16 protein-coding genes are annotated in these 17,887 nt (G+C 56.1%); 4 read left to right on the top strand and 12 right to left on the bottom strand.

The genetic code is table 11. From position 1 onward, the window contains the following. Positions 1-100 precede the first annotated feature (100 nt). From dapA to IB237_RS21480, 6 genes are read right to left on the bottom strand one after another with little or no spacing between them, the layout of a single operon-like run. The gene (gene dapA / locus IB237_RS21505) at positions 101-1,018 is read right to left on the bottom strand and encodes a 4-hydroxy-tetrahydrodipicolinate synthase (RefSeq protein WP_192490773.1); all 918 of its coding nucleotides are present in this window, start codon (positions 1,016-1,018) and stop codon (positions 101-103) included. Positions 1,019-1,044: 26 nt separating this feature from the next. Then, positions 1,045-1,788 carry a dihydrodipicolinate reductase C-terminal domain-containing protein gene (locus tag IB237_RS21500; RefSeq protein WP_192490772.1) on the bottom strand — a complete coding sequence of 248 codons (744 nt, stop codon included), beginning with the start codon at positions 1,786-1,788 and terminating at the stop codon, positions 1,045-1,047. An 11-nt stretch (positions 1,789-1,799) separates the two neighbouring features. Continuing rightward, positions 1,800-3,200, bottom strand: coding sequence for an aldehyde dehydrogenase family protein (locus IB237_RS21495; protein ID WP_192490771.1), 1,401 nt, complete (start codon positions 3,198-3,200; stop codon positions 1,800-1,802). Positions 3,201-3,214: 14 nt separating this feature from the next. Further along, positions 3,215-4,552, bottom strand: a complete 1,338-nt coding sequence (locus tag IB237_RS21490) for an FAD-dependent oxidoreductase (protein WP_192490770.1) — start codon at positions 4,550-4,552, stop codon at positions 3,215-3,217. Continuing rightward, positions 4,545-4,799, bottom strand: coding sequence for a 2Fe-2S iron-sulfur cluster-binding protein (locus IB237_RS21485; RefSeq protein WP_192490769.1), 255 nt, complete (start codon positions 4,797-4,799; stop codon positions 4,545-4,547). Before IB237_RS21485 ends, IB237_RS21490 begins: the two co-directional genes overlap by 8 nt. Next, on the bottom strand, positions 4,796-5,971 hold the full coding sequence (locus IB237_RS21480) for an FAD-binding oxidoreductase (protein ID WP_192490768.1): 1,176 nt from the start codon (positions 5,969-5,971) through the stop codon (positions 4,796-4,798). The genes IB237_RS21485 and IB237_RS21480 overlap by 4 nt, the downstream gene beginning before the upstream one ends. Positions 5,972-6,121: 150 nt before the next feature. Between IB237_RS21480 and IB237_RS21475 the strand changes: the two genes are divergently transcribed. The 4 genes from IB237_RS21475 to IB237_RS21460 all read left to right on the top strand — a co-directional run bounded on the left by IB237_RS21475 (position 6,122) and on the right by IB237_RS21460 (position 11,050). After that, positions 6,122-7,051, top strand: a complete 930-nt coding sequence (locus IB237_RS21475) for a LysR family transcriptional regulator (protein ID WP_192490767.1) — start codon at positions 6,122-6,124, stop codon at positions 7,049-7,051. A gap of 165 nt (positions 7,052-7,216) precedes the next feature. Beyond that, complete coding sequence (locus IB237_RS21470; protein WP_192490766.1) at positions 7,217-8,044, top strand: transporter substrate-binding domain-containing protein; 828 nt, start codon at positions 7,217-7,219, stop codon at positions 8,042-8,044. 549 nt (positions 8,045-8,593) lie between these two features. After that, the gene (locus tag IB237_RS21465; protein ID WP_192490765.1) at positions 8,594-8,824 is read left to right on the top strand and encodes a hypothetical protein; all 231 of its coding nucleotides are present in this window, start codon (positions 8,594-8,596) and stop codon (positions 8,822-8,824) included. A 216-nt stretch (positions 8,825-9,040) separates the two neighbouring features. Next, entirely contained in the window at positions 9,041-11,050 is a 2,010-nt protein-coding gene (locus tag IB237_RS21460) for a hypothetical protein (protein WP_192490764.1), read from the top strand. Between the two features lie 72 nt (positions 11,051-11,122). Here the strand turns inward: IB237_RS21460 and IB237_RS21455 are convergent, their stop codons facing one another. From IB237_RS21455 to IB237_RS21430, 6 genes are all read right to left on the bottom strand, one after another. Continuing rightward, the gene (locus IB237_RS21455; protein WP_192490763.1) at positions 11,123-12,019 is read right to left on the bottom strand and encodes a sugar phosphate isomerase/epimerase; all 897 of its coding nucleotides are present in this window, start codon (positions 12,017-12,019) and stop codon (positions 11,123-11,125) included. An 82-nt stretch (positions 12,020-12,101) separates the two neighbouring features. Beyond that, on the bottom strand, positions 12,102-13,040 hold the full coding sequence (locus tag IB237_RS21450; RefSeq protein ID WP_192490762.1) for an ABC transporter substrate-binding protein: 939 nt from the start codon (positions 13,038-13,040) through the stop codon (positions 12,102-12,104). Positions 13,041-13,107: 67 nt separating this feature from the next. Beyond that, entirely contained in the window at positions 13,108-14,091 is a 984-nt protein-coding gene (locus tag IB237_RS21445; protein WP_192490761.1) for a ribose ABC transporter permease, read from the bottom strand. A gap of 34 nt (positions 14,092-14,125) precedes the next feature. Then, the gene (locus tag IB237_RS21440) at positions 14,126-15,667 is read right to left on the bottom strand and encodes a sugar ABC transporter ATP-binding protein (protein ID WP_192490760.1); all 1,542 of its coding nucleotides are present in this window, start codon (positions 15,665-15,667) and stop codon (positions 14,126-14,128) included. Continuing rightward, positions 15,664-17,067: an FGGY-family carbohydrate kinase gene (locus IB237_RS21435; RefSeq protein ID WP_192490759.1), complete on the bottom strand. Its 1,404-nt coding sequence runs from the start codon at positions 17,065-17,067 to the stop codon at positions 15,664-15,666. Before IB237_RS21435 ends, IB237_RS21440 begins: the two co-directional genes overlap by 4 nt. After that, on the bottom strand, positions 17,064-17,843 hold the full coding sequence (locus IB237_RS21430) for a DeoR/GlpR family DNA-binding transcription regulator (RefSeq protein WP_192490758.1): 780 nt from the start codon (positions 17,841-17,843) through the stop codon (positions 17,064-17,066). Before IB237_RS21430 ends, IB237_RS21435 begins: the two co-directional genes overlap by 4 nt. Between the last annotated feature and the right edge of the window lie 44 nt (positions 17,844-17,887).

Below are 17,887 nucleotides of genomic sequence, written 5' to 3'. Positions count from 1 at the left end.
TCCCTTGTTTTTTGCGTCAGCCGCCGCAAGGTAACAGCAGCTGACAATTTGATAGTGCTATGTCCGCCACAAGCGAACAATGCAAAGCTGATGGCGCTGCTTATCGCATTTCTTGGAAGGCGACAGACGCACTGGCAAAACGACCGAGAATTCCAATGAGCTTTTCGCGATTCACGTCCGATACAGGTACCATCGGCAGGCGCATTTCTGGTCCCGCCAAATTGGAGAGCGCCAGCGCAGCCTTGACCGGGCCGGGATTGGACTCGATGAACATTCCGTCCGTCAGTTCGGCGATTAGTTCGTGAAGCGCCAGCGCGCGCGCCGTGTCACCCGACTTCCAGGCTTCGACAAGCTGGACCATTTCGCGCGGGGCAACATTGGAGACAACGCTTGTAACGCCGGCGGCACCGAGAGACAGGAACGGAAGGGTCAGGCCATCGTCGCCGGAATGGATGATCAATCCCTCCCCACATGCCGCGCGAAGCTGCGTCACACGCGATGCTGAGCCGCCAGCTTCCTTGATGGCAATGATGTTGTCATGACGGTGCATGAGTTCGGCGCAGGTTTCCGGCGCAATCTCGACACCGCAACGACCCGGAACCGAGTAAAGCATGATCGGCAACGATGTTTCTTCTGCGGCTGCACTGTAGTGAGCCAGAAGTCCGGCCTGCGTCGGTTTGTTGTAGTAGGGCGTAACGATCAGCAACACGTCGGCGCCAGCTTCTTCGGCGCGCTTCACTTTTTCGATCGTTTTCCTGGTGTCATTGGCGCCTGCTCCAGCCATGACAATCGCGCGGCCAGCGGCCAGCTTGACGGTGCGCGCAATCAGCATATCGGCTTCATCGTCACTCAGTGTCGCGGCCTCACCGGTTGTGCCAACAGGCACAAGTCCCGCGACACCGGCTTCGAGCTGGCGCTCAACCAATGCATCGTAGGCGAGCAGATCGACGCTGCCATCCTTGAAAGGGGTAATGAGGGCAGTGAAAACTCCGTTGAAACGGTCATGAATGTTCTGCATGGTCCAAGTTCCTCTCTTTATCTCGTTCAATCGGCCAGACTGTTGGCCAGGCTGTAGCGCCCTGCGAGGTGTTGCCTTGAAACCAGCCACTGCGCGGCGGCCAGCGCGCCTTCCGCGTAAGCCGCCAGTGTTTCGACGCGGTAGCTGAAAACTGTACGGGCCGATCCCATGGTGAAGCGTACTTCGTTGATACCGACTGTTTCACCGATACGATCAATCAGGATGACCGGCTCTGGTGCGGGAAACCCCATGGCAAGGCTCTGTGCTTCAAACAGATCCCGTGCCAGAAGCCGCGACGTGCCGGATGGCTCCGCCTTCTTGCGGGCATGATAGGTTTCGCTGATCGTCACTGTGGCGTCTGGCATGCGGCGGGCAAAATCGATCACTGAACGCCGGAATGATTCAAAACCATGGGCGAAATTCGCGCTGATCATCAACGGTCGGCTGGTGGAAAATGCCGTCAAATGCGCATCATCTTCCGATGTGAAACCAGTGGTGCCGATGACCACTGGAATGCTCTTCGTGCCAAGAAGGTCCTGCATCGCAAGACTTGCCGCAGGAGTGGAAAAGTCGATCATCACATCGCTGCGGGTCTTTATCCAGCGTTCCGCCGGGCGATATTCAATGCTGCCACCGGCAACTGGCGTACCAACCAGCCTCGAGTGCGGCGAAACGAGTGCCGCAACCAGTTCCAGTCCGGGATTGGCAAGGGTGAGCTCAATGAGACGAGTACCAACCCTGCCGGATGCGCCGAGAATAGCAATGCGCATAGCGTTTCTCCTCAGTCGATGACGACTTTTGGTTCCGACATCTCGCGAAGAGCAATGCGAACACCTTCACGGCCAAGTCCGGAGCGCTTTACGCCGCCAAACGGCACGTGTTCCGCCCGGAAGTCTGGTCCTTCATTGACCATGACACCCCCGACAATAAGATCCCTTGAGAAGGTCTTGATCAGCGCATGGTCATTGGTGAAAATGCCCGCCTGCAATCCATAGGCACCGGCATTAACCTCTGCGATCGCTTCAGCCGGGTCGGAAAACGACCGGATTGCAATAACCGGACCGAATGTTTCATCGGCAATGACTGGCGCATCTGCCGTGACATCGGTCAACACGGTCGGGGCAAACACCGTGCCGTCATGGGAACCGCCGGTCAGCAATCTTGCGCCGGATCCGGAAACGCTTGCGGCGATCCGGTCAGCCACATTCATGGCTGCAGCAAGGTCAATGACAGTGCCCATGTCGGTATCTTCATCCGACGGGTTTCCAAACTCCACGGCATCAACGGCTGCCAGCAATTTTTCTGTGAAGGTTTTTTCGATGTCGCGGTGCAGATAGAGCTTTTTGACAGCGGCACAGCTCTGACCGGCAATCTCAAAACGATGTCCGATGGTGGTGGCGACTGCCTTGTCGAGGTCTGCGTCGGGCAGGACAAACAGCGGATCGTTGCCGCCCAATTCCATGAGGCACCGGATCAAACCGCTGGCATTCTTGAGCGCCAGGCCGGCAGCCGGACCGCCGGTGAAGGACAGCAGATCAATCGGTGACATGGCCAATGAAAGAGCCGCCTCAGCTGCACCATGTACAATCTGGAAAAGATCAGCGGGCCATCCGGCCTTCAAGGCAAGTTCACGCAGGCGTGCTGCAGCGAGGGGTGCCTTGGGAGACGGTTTTGCAACGACTGCATTTCCAGCAGCAATTGCCGGACCCAACTTGTGGCAAAGCAGGTTCAGCGGATAGTTGAATGGTGTGATGGCGCCGATCACGCCGACTGGTTCGTAGGTAATGGTTGCAAGACGGTCGGCGCCGCCTTCGACGATAGCGCAGTGCAGTGCTTCACCATCCAGAAATGTTGCCGCATCTCCTGACAGCCGCAGCGTGTTTTGGGCTCTGCGAACCTCGTTACGCGCCTCCCGGATTGTCTTGCCCATTTCATTGGAAATGGTCTTGGCAAGATTTTCCGCGTCGGCGGCGATTTCCAGCGCCAGAGCATTCAGCATTGCGCGGCGGACCGCCGGTGTTGAATGGCGAAACTCGCTCTGGGCTGCCTTGGCACGTGTGATGGCTGCGGCGATCTCGAGAGGTGAACTGACGGCAATTTCACCAACCGGTGTATCGTTGAATGGATTGCGGACGAGGATCACCTTGGCTGTATCAAGTATCAATCGCTGCGCTTGAGTCATCTCGGTAAACCTTTTCAATTGTTATCGTGGGGAGTGGAGTTGGCGCCAGTCAGCGCCGCGATGGAAACCGGACGTAACGGCCAGCGGCGGCCGGTGAGGTCCTGTGCTGTCGCAGCACGGTCGCCCGGGTTGAGTTCAGCCATGAGAGCGGCGGCATTTTCCGCGCAGAAACGGCCCTGACAGGCGCCCATGGCAAACCGGCCATTGTGTTTGACTTCGCGTCCGCTCAGCAGATCTTCGCGGTCACAGAGCTGGCGAAGATCACCGATTGTCTTGCCTTCGCATCGGCAAAGCACGGTTTCATCCTGCAACTGGTTGAAGACCGATGATTGATCGGATGGCGCAAAAAGGGCTGACAGGGTGTCCTGCGCCTTGCGGGCACGATTTATTGTTTTGAAGATGTTCGCCGCCGTCCCTTTGCCCGAAAGTATGGTAACGGCTGCCTGGCCTGCCCGCCTGCCATCTGCGTCGGCTGCAAAGGCGCCCAAAGCTTCGCGGCAGTCACCGGCCCGCAGAACGAACGGACCTGACGGGCTGTCGGTGACCTCTGGCGGCAGCCCAAAATCGTTCGGGCGAATACCATCATGCAGGCCGATGCGATCCGCTTCGATAGTCTGGGATCTGCCATCGTTACGGCGAAGGGTTGCAAGGAGTACAGTTTCATTAGGCTCGATTGCCACCAGGCTTGCGGCACGTATCCACGGAATACGTCGGGCATATATATGCGCAAGATATCCGACCGCCTCACGTAGCAGTGAAAGATGGGGCAGCATTGCAAAAGACGGTCCCACTTGTTGGAGTGGATCACCCGCCTCGACAATGGCAACCGGTGGATTGCCCAACCTGGCCATCTGCGCGGCAACTGCAATCAGCAAGGGACCACTTCCCGCAAGAAGGATATTCCCCTCCGGTGCCCTGCCCGTTTCTTTCATCATCACTTGCAAACCACCGGCGGTGGACACACCGGGAAGATGCCAACCCGGCCTCGGCAAGACTTTTTCGACAGCACCACAGGCAATGATGACACCCCGTGGACGGCGCTGCTCGATGTGTCCGGTGCGCCTGTTGTCCAGCAAAACCACTCCGTCGCCATCCACGCCGAGGAAAACCGAATTGTGGTGCACCGGGATACGGGCTTGCGAAAATCTATTCAGGATCGCCTGCCAACGAGCCCGCATCTGCGCCGTGTGGCATGACCTTTCAACGCCGGCAATCGGTTGGCGGTAGATTGCACCACCGAGAGTGTCGCGTTGTTCAACGAGTTGAACCATGTAACCGGCGCGCGCGACCTCTGTCGCCGCGGCCATGCCGGCAGGCCCACCACCAATCACGAGAACATCTGGTTCAACCATGTCTGTTCTCCATCGGCTCCACCCGCATGCCAACTTTGGCCGGAGTGATGCAGGCTTCCCGGACTGTGCCGTCAATGCGCATGATGCAACATTGGCAGGCGCCGATACCGCAAAAATACCGTGTTTCCTGTCCCAGTGTGTCATGGCCGAAGCTGCGGATGCCGGCTGCGTCCAAGGCTGCAGCGACACTTTCACCCGCACGAAACGGAATATTCTGACCCATCCACTCAAACGTCATTGCGGTCATGCTGCCACTCCACAACTGTTGAAGCGGGCAGGATTAAACGCGGAGATATCAAGATCAGTTTTTTGATCGCAAATCAGTTGCGCGATAGCCTTGCCGGTTACCGGGCCAAGACAAATGCCATCTCCTTCAAAACCTGTTGCGACATAGCCGTTTTCGAGACCCGGAATTCGCCCTACCAGCGGCAGACCATCAATAACAGCGGTGCGAACGCCCGAAAAACTCCGTAACAGCCTGACGCCGGCCAGACCGGGAACGAGATCGACGGCGCTGGACAATATCTGCGTCACCGCATCGATATCGTTGGTTTCGCGGCGGCCGAAATCTTCGCGGGTACCGCCGATCAGAAACTGCCCTGTGGTGAGCGGATCGATAACCAGTCCGAGGCCACGCGATGCTGCTGCCTGCGCACCTTTTTGGCTGCCTTTGCTCAGGAGATAGCGGCCGGACATGATGGCGCCGGGCATTAGGGCATTGAGTGCCGTTGCCCGTTCGGTCACCAGAAGCTGACCCTTTCTTGGTGTCAGCACATCTGACAAACCAAGGAGTTTGGCGGATCCGTTGCCGGCCGCAATAACAACCGCGTCGCCCCTGAGATCACCGCGGTTGGTGGCAATAGAGGCGATGCGGTTGCCGCCCTGTTCAACGCGTATGCCCTCAACCTGGGTATCGCGGTCGACTTTGATTTTTGCGGCACTCAGCAGCCGGTGAACGATCTGATAGCCGATGGCGTGGCCTTCACCATGCACCTCGACAGCCATTTTCGCCTGTCGCGAAAGTGCCGGAAATGAATGGTGCAAGGCCGCGTCACTAAGCGTCTTTACAGTTACCCCGGCGCTTGCAAGTGCTGCCGAATGGGCATCCAACACAGCACATTCATCGTCGGACGCTGCAATGATGAAGGTCGAGCGTCGTTTGAACGCGCCTGCAAACAGGCCCTCATCTGCCAGCTGCCCATAGAGTGCGACACCCTTCATTGCTGCGGTCATCATTGGGCCTGGACGCTTGCTTGCGACCGAGACGGCGCCGTCTGCAGCCCCGGTTGCTTCGGCTGCAGGTGCGGATGCGTCAAGCAGCCTTACCTCTGCGCCACGCCGAGCCAGAAAGTAGGCAGTCGCAGCACCGACGATGCCGGATCCGACGACGATAACGCTGAATGAAGAGCGGGATTGCATAAATTTCTGGCCGACCTTGTTGCTTGTCGCCCGATATTGGCGGAGGCTGGCCTTGTCCGTCGATACAAGATGATGACGTTACTTGGTCACGAAATTTGTATCCGCTAAAAACTCATCACTCTCTAGAAAAGAGGGAGGGGGACCAAAGTCATGGCCAAGATAAGCCTTACACTCATCCAGACATTTTATCAGGTGGCGCGCCTGGGATCGTTTTCCGGTGCGGCACGAGAACTCAACTTGAGTTACCAATCAGCCGCCAATCATGTCCGGCGGCTGGAGCAGATTCTGAAGGGTAAGCTGATCGATTCAGAACAGGGCGCCAAGCGGATTTCGCTCACGCCGCGCGGGCGCGCACTTTATAATCTGTTGCATCCAGAGCTTGATATCATGCTCGAACGGTTGACAAAGCTGATTGAGAACCAACGTTCGTCACTTCGTGTCGGCATGCCACAAGCGATTTTTTATTACCTTTTCACCAACATATTGTCGCGGTTCCGCGAGGTTTTTCCGGAAATCGAGTTCGCGGTGTATGAACGTGACACCGTGCTGGCCGAACTCGTCAAGAACGGTAGTCTAGATGTCTGTATTTCCGAGCGATATTTTGGTGATCCGGTTGTGCCGCAGCGATTGCTTGGCAGTTACAGGCTGAGTTGTGTTTATCCTGAAAGCTGGGGCGAACTTCCTGACCCGCAGGATATACCAAGCTGGGCGGAGGGGCGGCCATTTATAACCTACGAGCCCGGACAGACCCTTCGAAATCTTGCGGTCGATTTTCTGGCGCGAGACGGGGCAATCGTGCAACCTGTTGTGTCCACTTCAGGCAGTTCCAGCGTCAAACGTTGTGTGGCCGAGGGGCTGGGCTTTTCGATTATTCCATCGTGGTGTGTCGGTCCGAAAGATCACACGATCCGCAGTAAAAAACTCACCAATCTGCCAGAGGTGCGCGTCTATTTCGGAACCGCAGGATTTCTGCAGAAACACCCGATGGTACAGCAGTTGTTCGACGACTGTCGCCGCGAGCTTGTCGGGCCGGTGCTCGACCCTCCACGGGCTAGCGAGCTTTCGCTTCCCCCGCTGTGAGCACGACATATAAAAAAGCCGATAAGTACGTCCGCGTCTCTAGCATTGTCCCCTGTCAAATCACGGATAGGCTGGTTCTCGACCGCCTGGCCTCGTGGACTGGACTTTCAGGAGCGGGGTCGCGGACAGTAAAAAATATTCCGGGGAACATAGGAGAACGAGATTATGAAATTATTTTCCAAGCTCTGTGGTGCGGCAGTGATGGCACTGTCACTGTTGGGCGGCACCATTGCCTCAGCTGGGACAATCGATGATATCCGTAGGCGCGGCGTCCTTCGTATCCCGGCTATTCTCAATGAAACGCCCTATTTCAACAAGGACCCCCGCACGGGCGAGTGGCAGGGATTTGTCATCGACATGGCGAATGACATTGCCAAGACGCTCGACGTCAAACTTGAAGTGGTTGAATCCAGCTGGGCGAACGCTATCCTCGATGTACAAAGCGGCAAGGTCGACATGGCTTTTGCGGTTACTGCAACGCCAGTTCGCGCCATGTCGGTGTCGTTCTCTGATCCGACCTATTACAACAGCTTTGTCATCGTTTCCTCAAAAGATGAGCTCAGCGGCAAGACCTGGAATGAGCTGAACGATCCCAAATACACATTTGCGGTGGATCTCGGCTCTGCACAGGACCTGATCACCCAGCAATATCTTCCAAAGGCCAATATTCTGCGTTTCAAGACCCGCGACGAAGCCATTGTTGCTGTTACCACGGGCAAGGCCGAGGGCTTGGTCAACACCATGTTGAACGGGCTCGTGATTTCAAAGAAGGCACCAAACATCGGGTCCGTACAGGTCCCTACTCCGGTATTGTCGACACCGTCGGTGATTGCCCTCAACTACAGTGTGGACGAGCCTTTCAAGACATTCGTGTCCGCTTGGGCAGAATATAACCGCCGTATTGGCAACAATCAGACCTGGATCCTGAAAAGCCTTGAGCCATTCGGCATTACGCTGACAGACATTCCTGATGGCTTCGGCTTTGGCGGCTGATCGTTTTTCTGTCTAACGACTGTCCTTTCCTTCTAAAACGAAGGGAAGGATTTCTGCATTCCGGCCGCAAGCCACACGACATCGTTGATTGCAGCCCAACTCCACCGCGCTAAAAGCGCGATTTTTTGCTTTGCTGGCAGAGTGCTGCCTCGAAAAATATCTGAAACTATAGCGAGAAACGAAAAAGCCTGCCGCGGGAGGAGGTGCGGCAGGCTTTCGAAAGAATTGAATAGCGACTGGGAGGAGGATGCCGCTATTCTGCCAGACGTCCCTTGGGAGGAGGAGTGGGCCGTCTGATGACGAAGCTTTGCGGGAGGAGGTGCATCGCTTCGTTGAGTTAATGAATACGATAAAATGCGTGCCTTCGAAATAGCCAATAGCGCAGTGGAGCTATGCAAAAATAGACGATCACTTTTGGTTCAAAGAAAAGATCAGTCGAAATTTGCGGAAGACTTCCGTTATTAAGGTTCTGTGAACATCACTCATCCAGTAGGACAGGCAGAAAATTTGTGATATCCGGCCGGTTTTACGAATGAGAGGATAAGTACAGTGAGCGAACAGACCGTAGCTGAGGTAACTGACAAGATTTACGCATCGATCCAGTCGGATAATTCTGACATTGACCTGCATATTGCGGACCTCAAACAGGCACTGGCGCGTGAAGGTGCAAAGGAAGCGGTTTTTGATCCGGCAAAATTGGCCCATAACAACCGCTCCGGCCGTAAGCTGATGCAGGCCTATTTCCGCCAACGTGGCGTGACCGTGAAGTTTTCCGCCTGATCTTGATTGTGCGATCGCGATTTACGGCGCACTGCCGTAGATCGCGGCTGCCTCGCTCATCGCGACACCCACCTATCCTGCGTGGGGGATGCGTATTTTCGCAAGCTATTGATTTACCAAGAGCGCTTGATGCATGCCCCCCAAGGCTTGCGAAGCAACTTTCGCGTGCTTAAAAGACGTTTCGTTTCAATTCTGTATAGTAAGAGGACCAACTTCGTGGAACAGGCAAACAACCAGACCGTCAAGGGTCGGCGCAAAGGACTATTGGCAGCCGTTGCAGTGATCGCAGTTGCAGCCGTCGGCGTCGTCGGGGTTAAGACTGTCTACGAAGGTAAAGTGAAGGATTTCATCGCCAGCACAGGCGGCACAGCTGAGGTCGTCAAGGTCGATTTTCTCGGACGCATTCATGTTCGCAACTTTGTGCTGCCACAAGCCGATGGCGGCAATCTGCGTATTGCGGCGGCTGATGGCCGCCAGGAATTTCTGTTCCTCAAAAGCGATCTGCAGGTAAATGGCGTTGAAGTCGAGACACAATTGGTCCACGCTTCGATACCGCATATCCGCTGGGAAGAGCCGGCTTTCAATAAAAATATCTCGCACGACGCCTCTCCTGCTGACGTGATTGCAAGCTTTTCCGCAAAGCGTATTTTTATTCCTGAAACCATCGCGACTCAAAAGGTCGCCAATACCGGCCAGAAGACAGTTTACAAAAATGTTGTCTTCACAGGGGTGGCCGATGGCAAGATCGCCCAATATTCGGTCGATAGCAGCAGCTATGATGTCACGGTCGATCTGCCGGAGAGTGATGCCGCGAACAAAACGAAGAATATGCTGATCACGACCGGTGCTATCGCAGGTGAGAGCATTGATGTTGCCTATCTTGTCCGGCTGTACACTGAAAAGGCTGGCCCTGACGACAAGGACGCAAAGCTTGTCTATGGACCAGTTACGGTCAGCAAAATTGCTTTCTCAGACAGTGAGACGAAGTTCACTTATGATGAGATGATCAGCAAGGGGGTCAGCTCGCGCATGCCATCGGAGCCCCTTCTGGAGACTTTGAAGGCACTTTCAACAGCGACAAACTATGACGATCTCTCACCTAAAGAGAGGCAGGCATATTTTGGCAAGTTTCTTTCTCTCGTCGACATGATGGGCAAGGCCGATTTGGAGCTGCGCGGCCTGACTGTCGACGCCCCTGACACGGCGATCGATGAAGAAGGAAAGAAGCTAAAGCTGGTCGTTGATAGTACTTTTTTGCAAATGGACGGTCGCACGCTCAATGTCGGCCTGCACGGCTTGAAAATGGGTAACGGCGACGACAAAATCGAAGTTGCTGAGGCCAGCCTGACAGGTTTCGACTGGGGTTCGTCGCTCGAGGGCTTCGGCAAGTTTGTGAGTCTTGAAGAAGACGAGATGGCCAGCTTTCCATTCAGCCAACTGATGCCGGAATTGGGCACCATTCGCGCTGCAGGTATCAACGTTGATGTGACGACCCCAAAGACAGATGATACGGCAGAAGGTGATGAAGCGGCGGCGGCGGTGCCTGAGCGCGTTCAGTTCCAGCTCAAGAACTATGAGATGGCACTGACCAAGCCATTTAACGGCATTCCAACCGACATCACGATCAAACAGGAAGATTTGACGCTTCCAATCCCTGAGAATTCTTCGGATGAAACCTTCGTGCAGTTGCGCAAGATGGGTATGGAGGTCCTGACCGTCTCCTACGGGCTTGCTGCAAATTGGGATGAAGCAAACAAGAACCTCGTCATCAAGGAAATATCTGCGAATGGCAAGGATATCGGCAGCATCAATTTTTCCGGTCTGGTGAGTGGCTTTGGCGAGGAGTTTTTCTCGTTTGATACCACACGCATGCAAGGCGCGCTTTTTGGCCTCGCTGGCCGCGAAGTGAAGATGACGATCAAGGACGAAGGTCTGATTGACAAGGCCGTGAAGCTCTACGCGGCGCAAAACAACATGACCGAAGATCAGGTGCGGGGCATCTTGACGGTCGGTGCGACCATGGGCCTGCAGGAAATCACGGCCACCCAGCCACAACTGCAGGGCACTGCTGATGCCGTTCTTCGCTTCATCAACGCGCCAGGCACATTGACTGTCACTATCAAGGCCAAGGGTCCGAACGGCCTTGGTGTTCTTGATCTGGCAGCCGCATCGCAAAATCCGATGTATCTGTTAGGCCGGATCGATATCGAAGCGACCGCTGAATAAGCGCGACCCAAGAAGTCGGCGGCTCAGATGTGTGGGCCGCCGACGAACTTTAAGGCGTGTTGGGTCTGTTCGTTAAACTGGCAGATGAGCCTGACGAACCAGTTGGCCTTTAAGGTGGGCTGTTTCCAGCCCAAGTTCGATAAAGCGGTGCGCATGTTTGGCCAGAGCAACGTTATCGCCCCACAAATTGCGCCAGATGGCCGTCTTCAGTGACAGATCTTTATCGACGATGGTGGTGGAGAAGGATTCGAACGTCACATAGTCATCCCAGCCAATTGCTACCAGCGCATCAAAGATTGCCGGGAAGTCGATTGTGCCGGTTCCCAGATAACCTCGGTGGCTTTCGCCAATGTGGATGTAGCCTATCTTGTCTGCCGCGTGACGGATGGCAAGGCCGACATCGGCCTCTTCAATGTTCATGTGGAAGGTGTCGAGATGCAGCAGCACATTCGAGGCGCCTGTATCCTTGATATAGGCCATGCCCTGTGCCGCTGTGTTGAGCATGTTGCTCTCGAAGCGATTGACGATTTCGAGATTGAGTGTGACGCCGGATGCTTTGGCGCGGTCTGCCACCTTGGTCAGCGCTGAGACGCTATTATCCCATGATCTTCTGGTCAGCACATGTTCCTGCTTGCCATGGGAGGAACTCAATATGCCTGCAAGTTTGCTGCCGCCGAGATCGCGCACCAGCGCGACAGCCCGGTCAAGGATATCGGCGCCGTTGGCCACCACTGATGCGTCATCGCTCGAGATATCGCCTTCGGGCGGCAGGCCCATGCTGACGGCAACGTCGAGGCCGAGTTCACGGATACGCCCTGCAAGCCAGGAAACATCGACCTGAGCGGGATCGAGATAAGAGAACTCAATCAGCTTGTAGCCCAGCTTTTGCGTGTTCTCGAGCGCCTTTTCAAGCTCATCGCGCGAGGAGCCCGCGCTCCAGACAAAGGAATGCACACCGATCTTCGACATATCCCGGTACTTTCTGAATTGAATGGAAAAAAGTCGGACTGGCACCGCATATACGTACGATGCCAGTCCGGTCTCGAGGAGATTAGCGAGCTGCAGTCCAGCCCTTGTAATCCTTGACGTTGTCTGCGGTGATCAGCTGCGGGTCGAGCAGCACGATTGGCTCAGCCGGCTTGTTGCCGTTCAGCACGTCCACACCAAGCTTCAATGCCTGGCCGGCCATGACATATGGGTCCTGCGAAGCGGATGCTTTGATCATGGAATTGCCGCTGGCGAGCGACTTTTCGATGTCTGGTGCACCGTCGACAGCGGTAATGATGAACTCACTGCGGTTGAGCTGCTTTGCGGCAAGTTCAGCGCCAATTGCTGTCGGGTCGTTGATCGCGAAAACAGCATCAATCTTGTCAAATCGGGTCAACAGACCCTGCATTACGGCAAGACCGCCTTCACGGGAACCCTGGCCATTCTGGTCGTCGGACAGGATTTTGATATCTGCATGTTTGCCAAGAGCTTCCTTGCAACCCTGAACGCGGTCGAGGATCGAGGACGAGGCCGGTCCGTTGATGATGACAACGTCGCCCTTGCCGCCGATCTTTTCGGCGATGTAGTTGCAGGCCTCTTCGCCAGCCTTGACGTTGTTGGTCATGACGGTGACGTTGGCGCCCGGAGCGGAAACGTCAAACGCTGCCACAACAACGCCAGCGGCCTCTGCCTTTTTGACAGCTGGCGCGATGGCCTTGGCGTCAACAGCGTTCAGCATGATGATGTCGACACCGGCAGCAATGAAGCTGTCGATTTGGGATACCTGCTTGTTGAGGTCATAGTCGGCGGAAACGGAGATAACTTCGACGTTTGGATTGATCTCCTTGGCGCGGTCTTCGATACCCTTGATGGTGGCAACAAAGAACGGGTTACCAAGCAGACCGACCGAAATGCCGATCTTGTTGAGGTCCTTGGCGGCTGCGGGCATGCAAAGGGCGGCAGCCATGGCGGTGCCGATAAGCAACTTGGACATAAGACGCATGTTTTCCTCCATAATGCGCGTTTTGCGCGGTTGTTTCCGGTTCCCAACCGGTTCGTTCAGCCGGAAATCAGGTCCGGCCAAGCCCTTGGAGCCTGTAGCGATCGAGGCCGACGGCGACGATGATCACAAGGCCTTTGATAATGTACTGCCAGATGTCAGAGACACCGGCGAGGATGAGGCCGTTGGAAAGCACGGCGATAATGAGGGCGCCGATGAGGGTGCCCCAGATCGAACCGACCCCGCCAACAAAGCTCGTGCCGCCAAGGATGACCGCTGCGATGGCATCAAGTTCGTAGGCCTGGCCGAGCTGCAGGCCATTGGCCGCATAAAGGCGTGCGGCAGACATGGCACCGCCAACACCGGACAACAGACCAGACATCGAATAGACGAACAGGAGAACCAGTGGCACCTTGATGCCGGTCAGTCTGGCGGCTTCCGAGTTGCCACCCACCGCATAAATCCATGTGCCGAGCACCGTGCGTTTGAGAATGAACCACGACACAACGATGGTCGTCAGCGCGATAACCGCCAGCCACGGAACGCCGAACAGCGTGCCATTGCCGATAAAATCAAAGGGCAGATCCGCATTAAACACAGTGGTGTCGTTGCCGAGCAGACGTGCAACGCCACGAATGGCTGTCAGTGAACCCAGTGTGACGATAAAGGGCGGCAGCTTCAACCAGGCGATGATGGCACCGTTGAGGAAACCGCAGGCAAGGCCGGCAGCAATCGCGGCCGGAATTCCCAGCATGCCGAGATCAGGCACAAGAGAAACAATCACTGCAATCATCGCGGAAGCTGCGAGGATCGACCCGACGGACAGATCGATACCACCGGTCAGAATAACGAAGGTCATGCCAGCTGCAAGCACCGTATTGATCGATGCCTGTTGCATGACGATGGAAAGGTTATTGGCTGAAAGGAACCGACCACTGATCAAGTGGAAGCCGATGGCCAGCAGAACAAGAACAGGCAACATGCCGAGCGCCGTCAGGGTTGAGCGCAGTTTCAGCTTTTCCATCCTGCTCTGTTCGGTCTCACTTGCGCTCATTGTTCCGCTCCCACTTCTTTTTCTGTTATCGTTGTCAGGCTGCGTGGCCGGCCGTGCCGGTTGCCAGTGCCATGATCGCTTCCTGTCCGATCGGTTCTTCCGGTGATCCGGTGACCTCGCCGGCGATGCGGCCTTCACGCATGACCAGCACTCGGTCAGCAATGCCGAGGATTTCAGGCAAATCGCTTGATATGGCGACGATGGCGATGCCGTTATGGGCAAGCTCATCAATGATCCGGTAGATCTCCGATTTCGCGCCGACATCCACGCCACGGGTCGGTTCATCCAGAATGATGACCTTCGGTTTTGTCTCCAGCAGGCGCGCAAGCAGTGCCTTTTGCTGGTTGCCGCCAGAGAGGGCGCCGACATTGATCTGCGTACCGGCGGTGCGGATCGACAGGGATTTTACCGCATGGGCGGCCCGTTCCCTCGCCTTCGAAAAATTGAGTACGCCGCCGGACTTGGCATCACCCGCAATGACGCCGATATTGATGTTGTCGCTGATCGACATGTCGAGGAACAGGCCGAGCGATTTGCGGTCCTCTGTCAGATAGGCAATACCAGCATCGAGCGCTGCGCGAGGTGATGTGATTGCGACCGGTTTGCCGTTGAGCGTAATGCTGCCTGTTGTCTTGTGGTCGGCACCATAAACGAGGCGGGCAAGTTCTGTCCGGCCTGATCCAACCAGCCCGGCAACACCAAGCACTTCACCGGCACGCACATCAAAAGAGCAGTCATGCACTCTGACGCCGTCGCCGACATTGTTGACCGACAGGACAGCAGCGCGTTCGCCCGTCACTTGCCGGTGCTCTTTTTTGTAGAAAGACGACAGATCGCGTCCGACCATCATCGAGACAAGCTTGTTTGCCGACAGTTCGGATCGTTCCAGGGTGCCGACATAGGCGCCGTCACGCAGCACACTCACCCGGTCCGAGAGCTGATAGATCTCTTCCATGCGGTGGCTGATATAGATGATCCCGATGCCCTTCGCCTTCAGGCGGGCAATTACGTCAAATAGCCGGTCGGTCTCGCGTGTTGTCAGGGAGGTCGTTGGCTCGTCCATCACAATGATACGCGCATTGGTCGTTAGCGCCCGCGCAATCTCCACCATTTGCCGTTCGCCAAGTGAGAGTTCGGCCACGCGCCGCCCTGGGCCGAAACCAATACCGAGTTGTTGCAAGATGGGTTCTGCGCGACGGCGCATCTCTGCCCGGTCTGCGACACCGAAGCGGGAAGGCTCGTTACCGAGGAACATGTTTTGCGCAACGGTTAGGTTGGGTGCGAGTGAAAGTTCCTGATAGATAACGGCAATGCCTAGTGCCTTAGCCCTCTGTGGATCACCAAGCAAGGCGGGCGCTCCATCGATCAGCACCGACCCACCGGGATCAGCCGTATAGGCGCCGGACAGGATTTTCATCAAGGTCGATTTGCCAGCACCGTTTTCGCCCATCAGTGAATGGACTTCACCGGCATGTACGGTCAGGCTGACTTGGGACAGGGCTTTTGAGGCGCCGAATGTCTTGCTGATCTCGCGCATTTCAAGGAGCGGGTGCTGCTGGCTTGCCGTCAAGGTCATGCGCACTTCTCCTTTGCATCGTCTTGCGTTTGGCCTGTCAGGGCATCGACATGCTGACGCCATCTAAGGCGATAGTCCTCAAGTCCGGCTATGGTCGCCGCAGTTGCCGTGGCGCAATCATTGACGAAAGGATTGTGGCCACCTGCATCAAAGACGAGAGCAGCCGCACCAAAGGCACTACCCTCAGGGTTGGCACTGGTGTGCACGGTCTGATCCGGTCTGAGGGCTGCAAGAACCGAGGCATAAAGCCCTGTTTTGACCAGACCGCCATCAATGACAATCGTGTTCTTCGAACCAATGAGGTCGAGTGACAGGTCGGTCATCAGGGCGACATAGAGCATGGCAACGGCGGCGCGCTCTTCGCCATCCACCACGGGGCCAATGAAGTGGCCGGTTTGGCCGGGCATGGGACCGCCCGGCGCAAAGGATGGCAAAGCAAACGCCTTTTTGGCGATAACAGACGCAACGGCTTCGGCCGATACAGGCTTCGTCCACCCGCCGCTGGCAACATCGTATTCGCGGCCACCCATGAAGCGGATCGTGGCCACTGGTTGGTGATCGACTGTTACGTTGGCAAGCATGTCGCGCTTGGCATTCAGTGTTTGCAGCGAGCTTGCCGGATTGAAGATGATGACCCAGGTGCCGGTTGAAACCAACGTGAAATCGGAGAAGCCAAGCGAGCGGTAAAAATAAAGCGCGCTATTGCTGTCATGCACGCCATTATGCACGGCAACGTCAACGGTTCGGCCGTCTTCCAACCGCACAGCATATGTTCCAATGACACTGCCTGCGCTTGCAAATTCAGGCATTTTTTTCCGCCAATCCATGCGGTCAACGAGGCTGCTGAAATCGTCTTTTAATGGTGCCCACAGATTGGAATGGCAGCCGAGATAAGAGACTTCGCTCACTGCGCGACCAGAAAATTTCCAACTCCAGAATTGCGGGTAACAAAGAATGGCCTCTGCCTTGCCGATCAGTGCCGGATCGCGGGCATCAAGCCAGAGCAGGTGTCGTCCGCAATTGAAGCCGAGCGGCAGCGGTGGCGAAAAGGTTTCGCTGAACTCCGGTGCCATAGCATCAATACGTGCGGCGATATCGGCAGGTGGTTCCTGTTCATAGTCGAGGATGGCGTGAACCAGCTGGTCGCCGCGCGTCAGTGCAAATGTGCAGCCATGGCCGGAAAAGGTGATGCGGTCGACGCCATGCGCGGTAACAACGCGAGCAAGCTCACCTTTCATCCAGTCGAAAAGTGCACCATCATCTAGCACACGCAGGTCATCCTGCTCGCGCCAGATGGGACGCGTGCGGGCCTCGTCAATCACCTGACCCTCCGCCGATACGACGAAGAGTTTCGAATTGGTCTTGCCAAGATCAAAGACTGCAAGAGGATTGGCGCTCATGTTGCACCTCCCACCTTGGCGATCATGATGCTGACGCCAGCATCTTCCAGCATTTTCGAGGCAGTGTCCGTCAAGCCGTCGTCGGTGATGATGGTGCCGATGCGCGACAGCGGTAGCACGGCATTGCGTGGCTGAATGGAAAATTTGCGGCTGTCAGCCAGAAGAACAATCTCGTCAGCACAGGCTGCAAGTTCTCCAATCACCTTGACCAGCAGGGGATGGGATTCAAGCAGCCCCTTGCCGCTGATGCCCTGCGTGCCCACAAAGAAACGTGAGGCAAAAAAGCCCGGGGAGCCGGCTGTCGGATCATGGATGATGCCCGGTTCGCGGTATAGATCGCCGCCTGCAAGTGAAAGCTGGCAGGTGCCATGTTCGCCGAGATAGGCTGCAAGCGGCATGGAGTTGGTCCAGAGCCGCAGATTGCGCTGCGCCAGTAGAATACCAAGCTGGTAGCAGGTCGAACCCGCATGCACGATGATGGAATCGCCATCGCGCACCAGATCAGCAGCCATGGCTGCAATGGCCCGTTTTGCCTCGACGGCAATGTCACGATTTTCGTCATAGGGGCGTGCTGAGAGGCGGACGCTGTCACCCGGCTCCATCGCAGAAATACCGCCATAAACTTTGCGTGCACGGCCAAGCTCATGCAGCTTGTCGATATCACGACGGATTGTGGCTGGAGAAACGCCGAGTTGCTCCTGCAGATCCCGTACCGAAGCGAACGGTGTCTCGCGCAAAAGGTCAGTAATGGCTTTATGGCGTTCGGTGTCGTTCAAGACGTTTCCTCCCGGCGTCTCCCTCGCCGATGAATGAAGATAAT

This window comes from Agrobacterium sp. AGB01, from assembly GCF_014851585.1.
GTDB lineage: Bacteria > Pseudomonadota > Alphaproteobacteria > Rhizobiales > Rhizobiaceae > Agrobacterium.
This window is presented reverse-complemented; position numbering and strand designations above follow the sequence as displayed.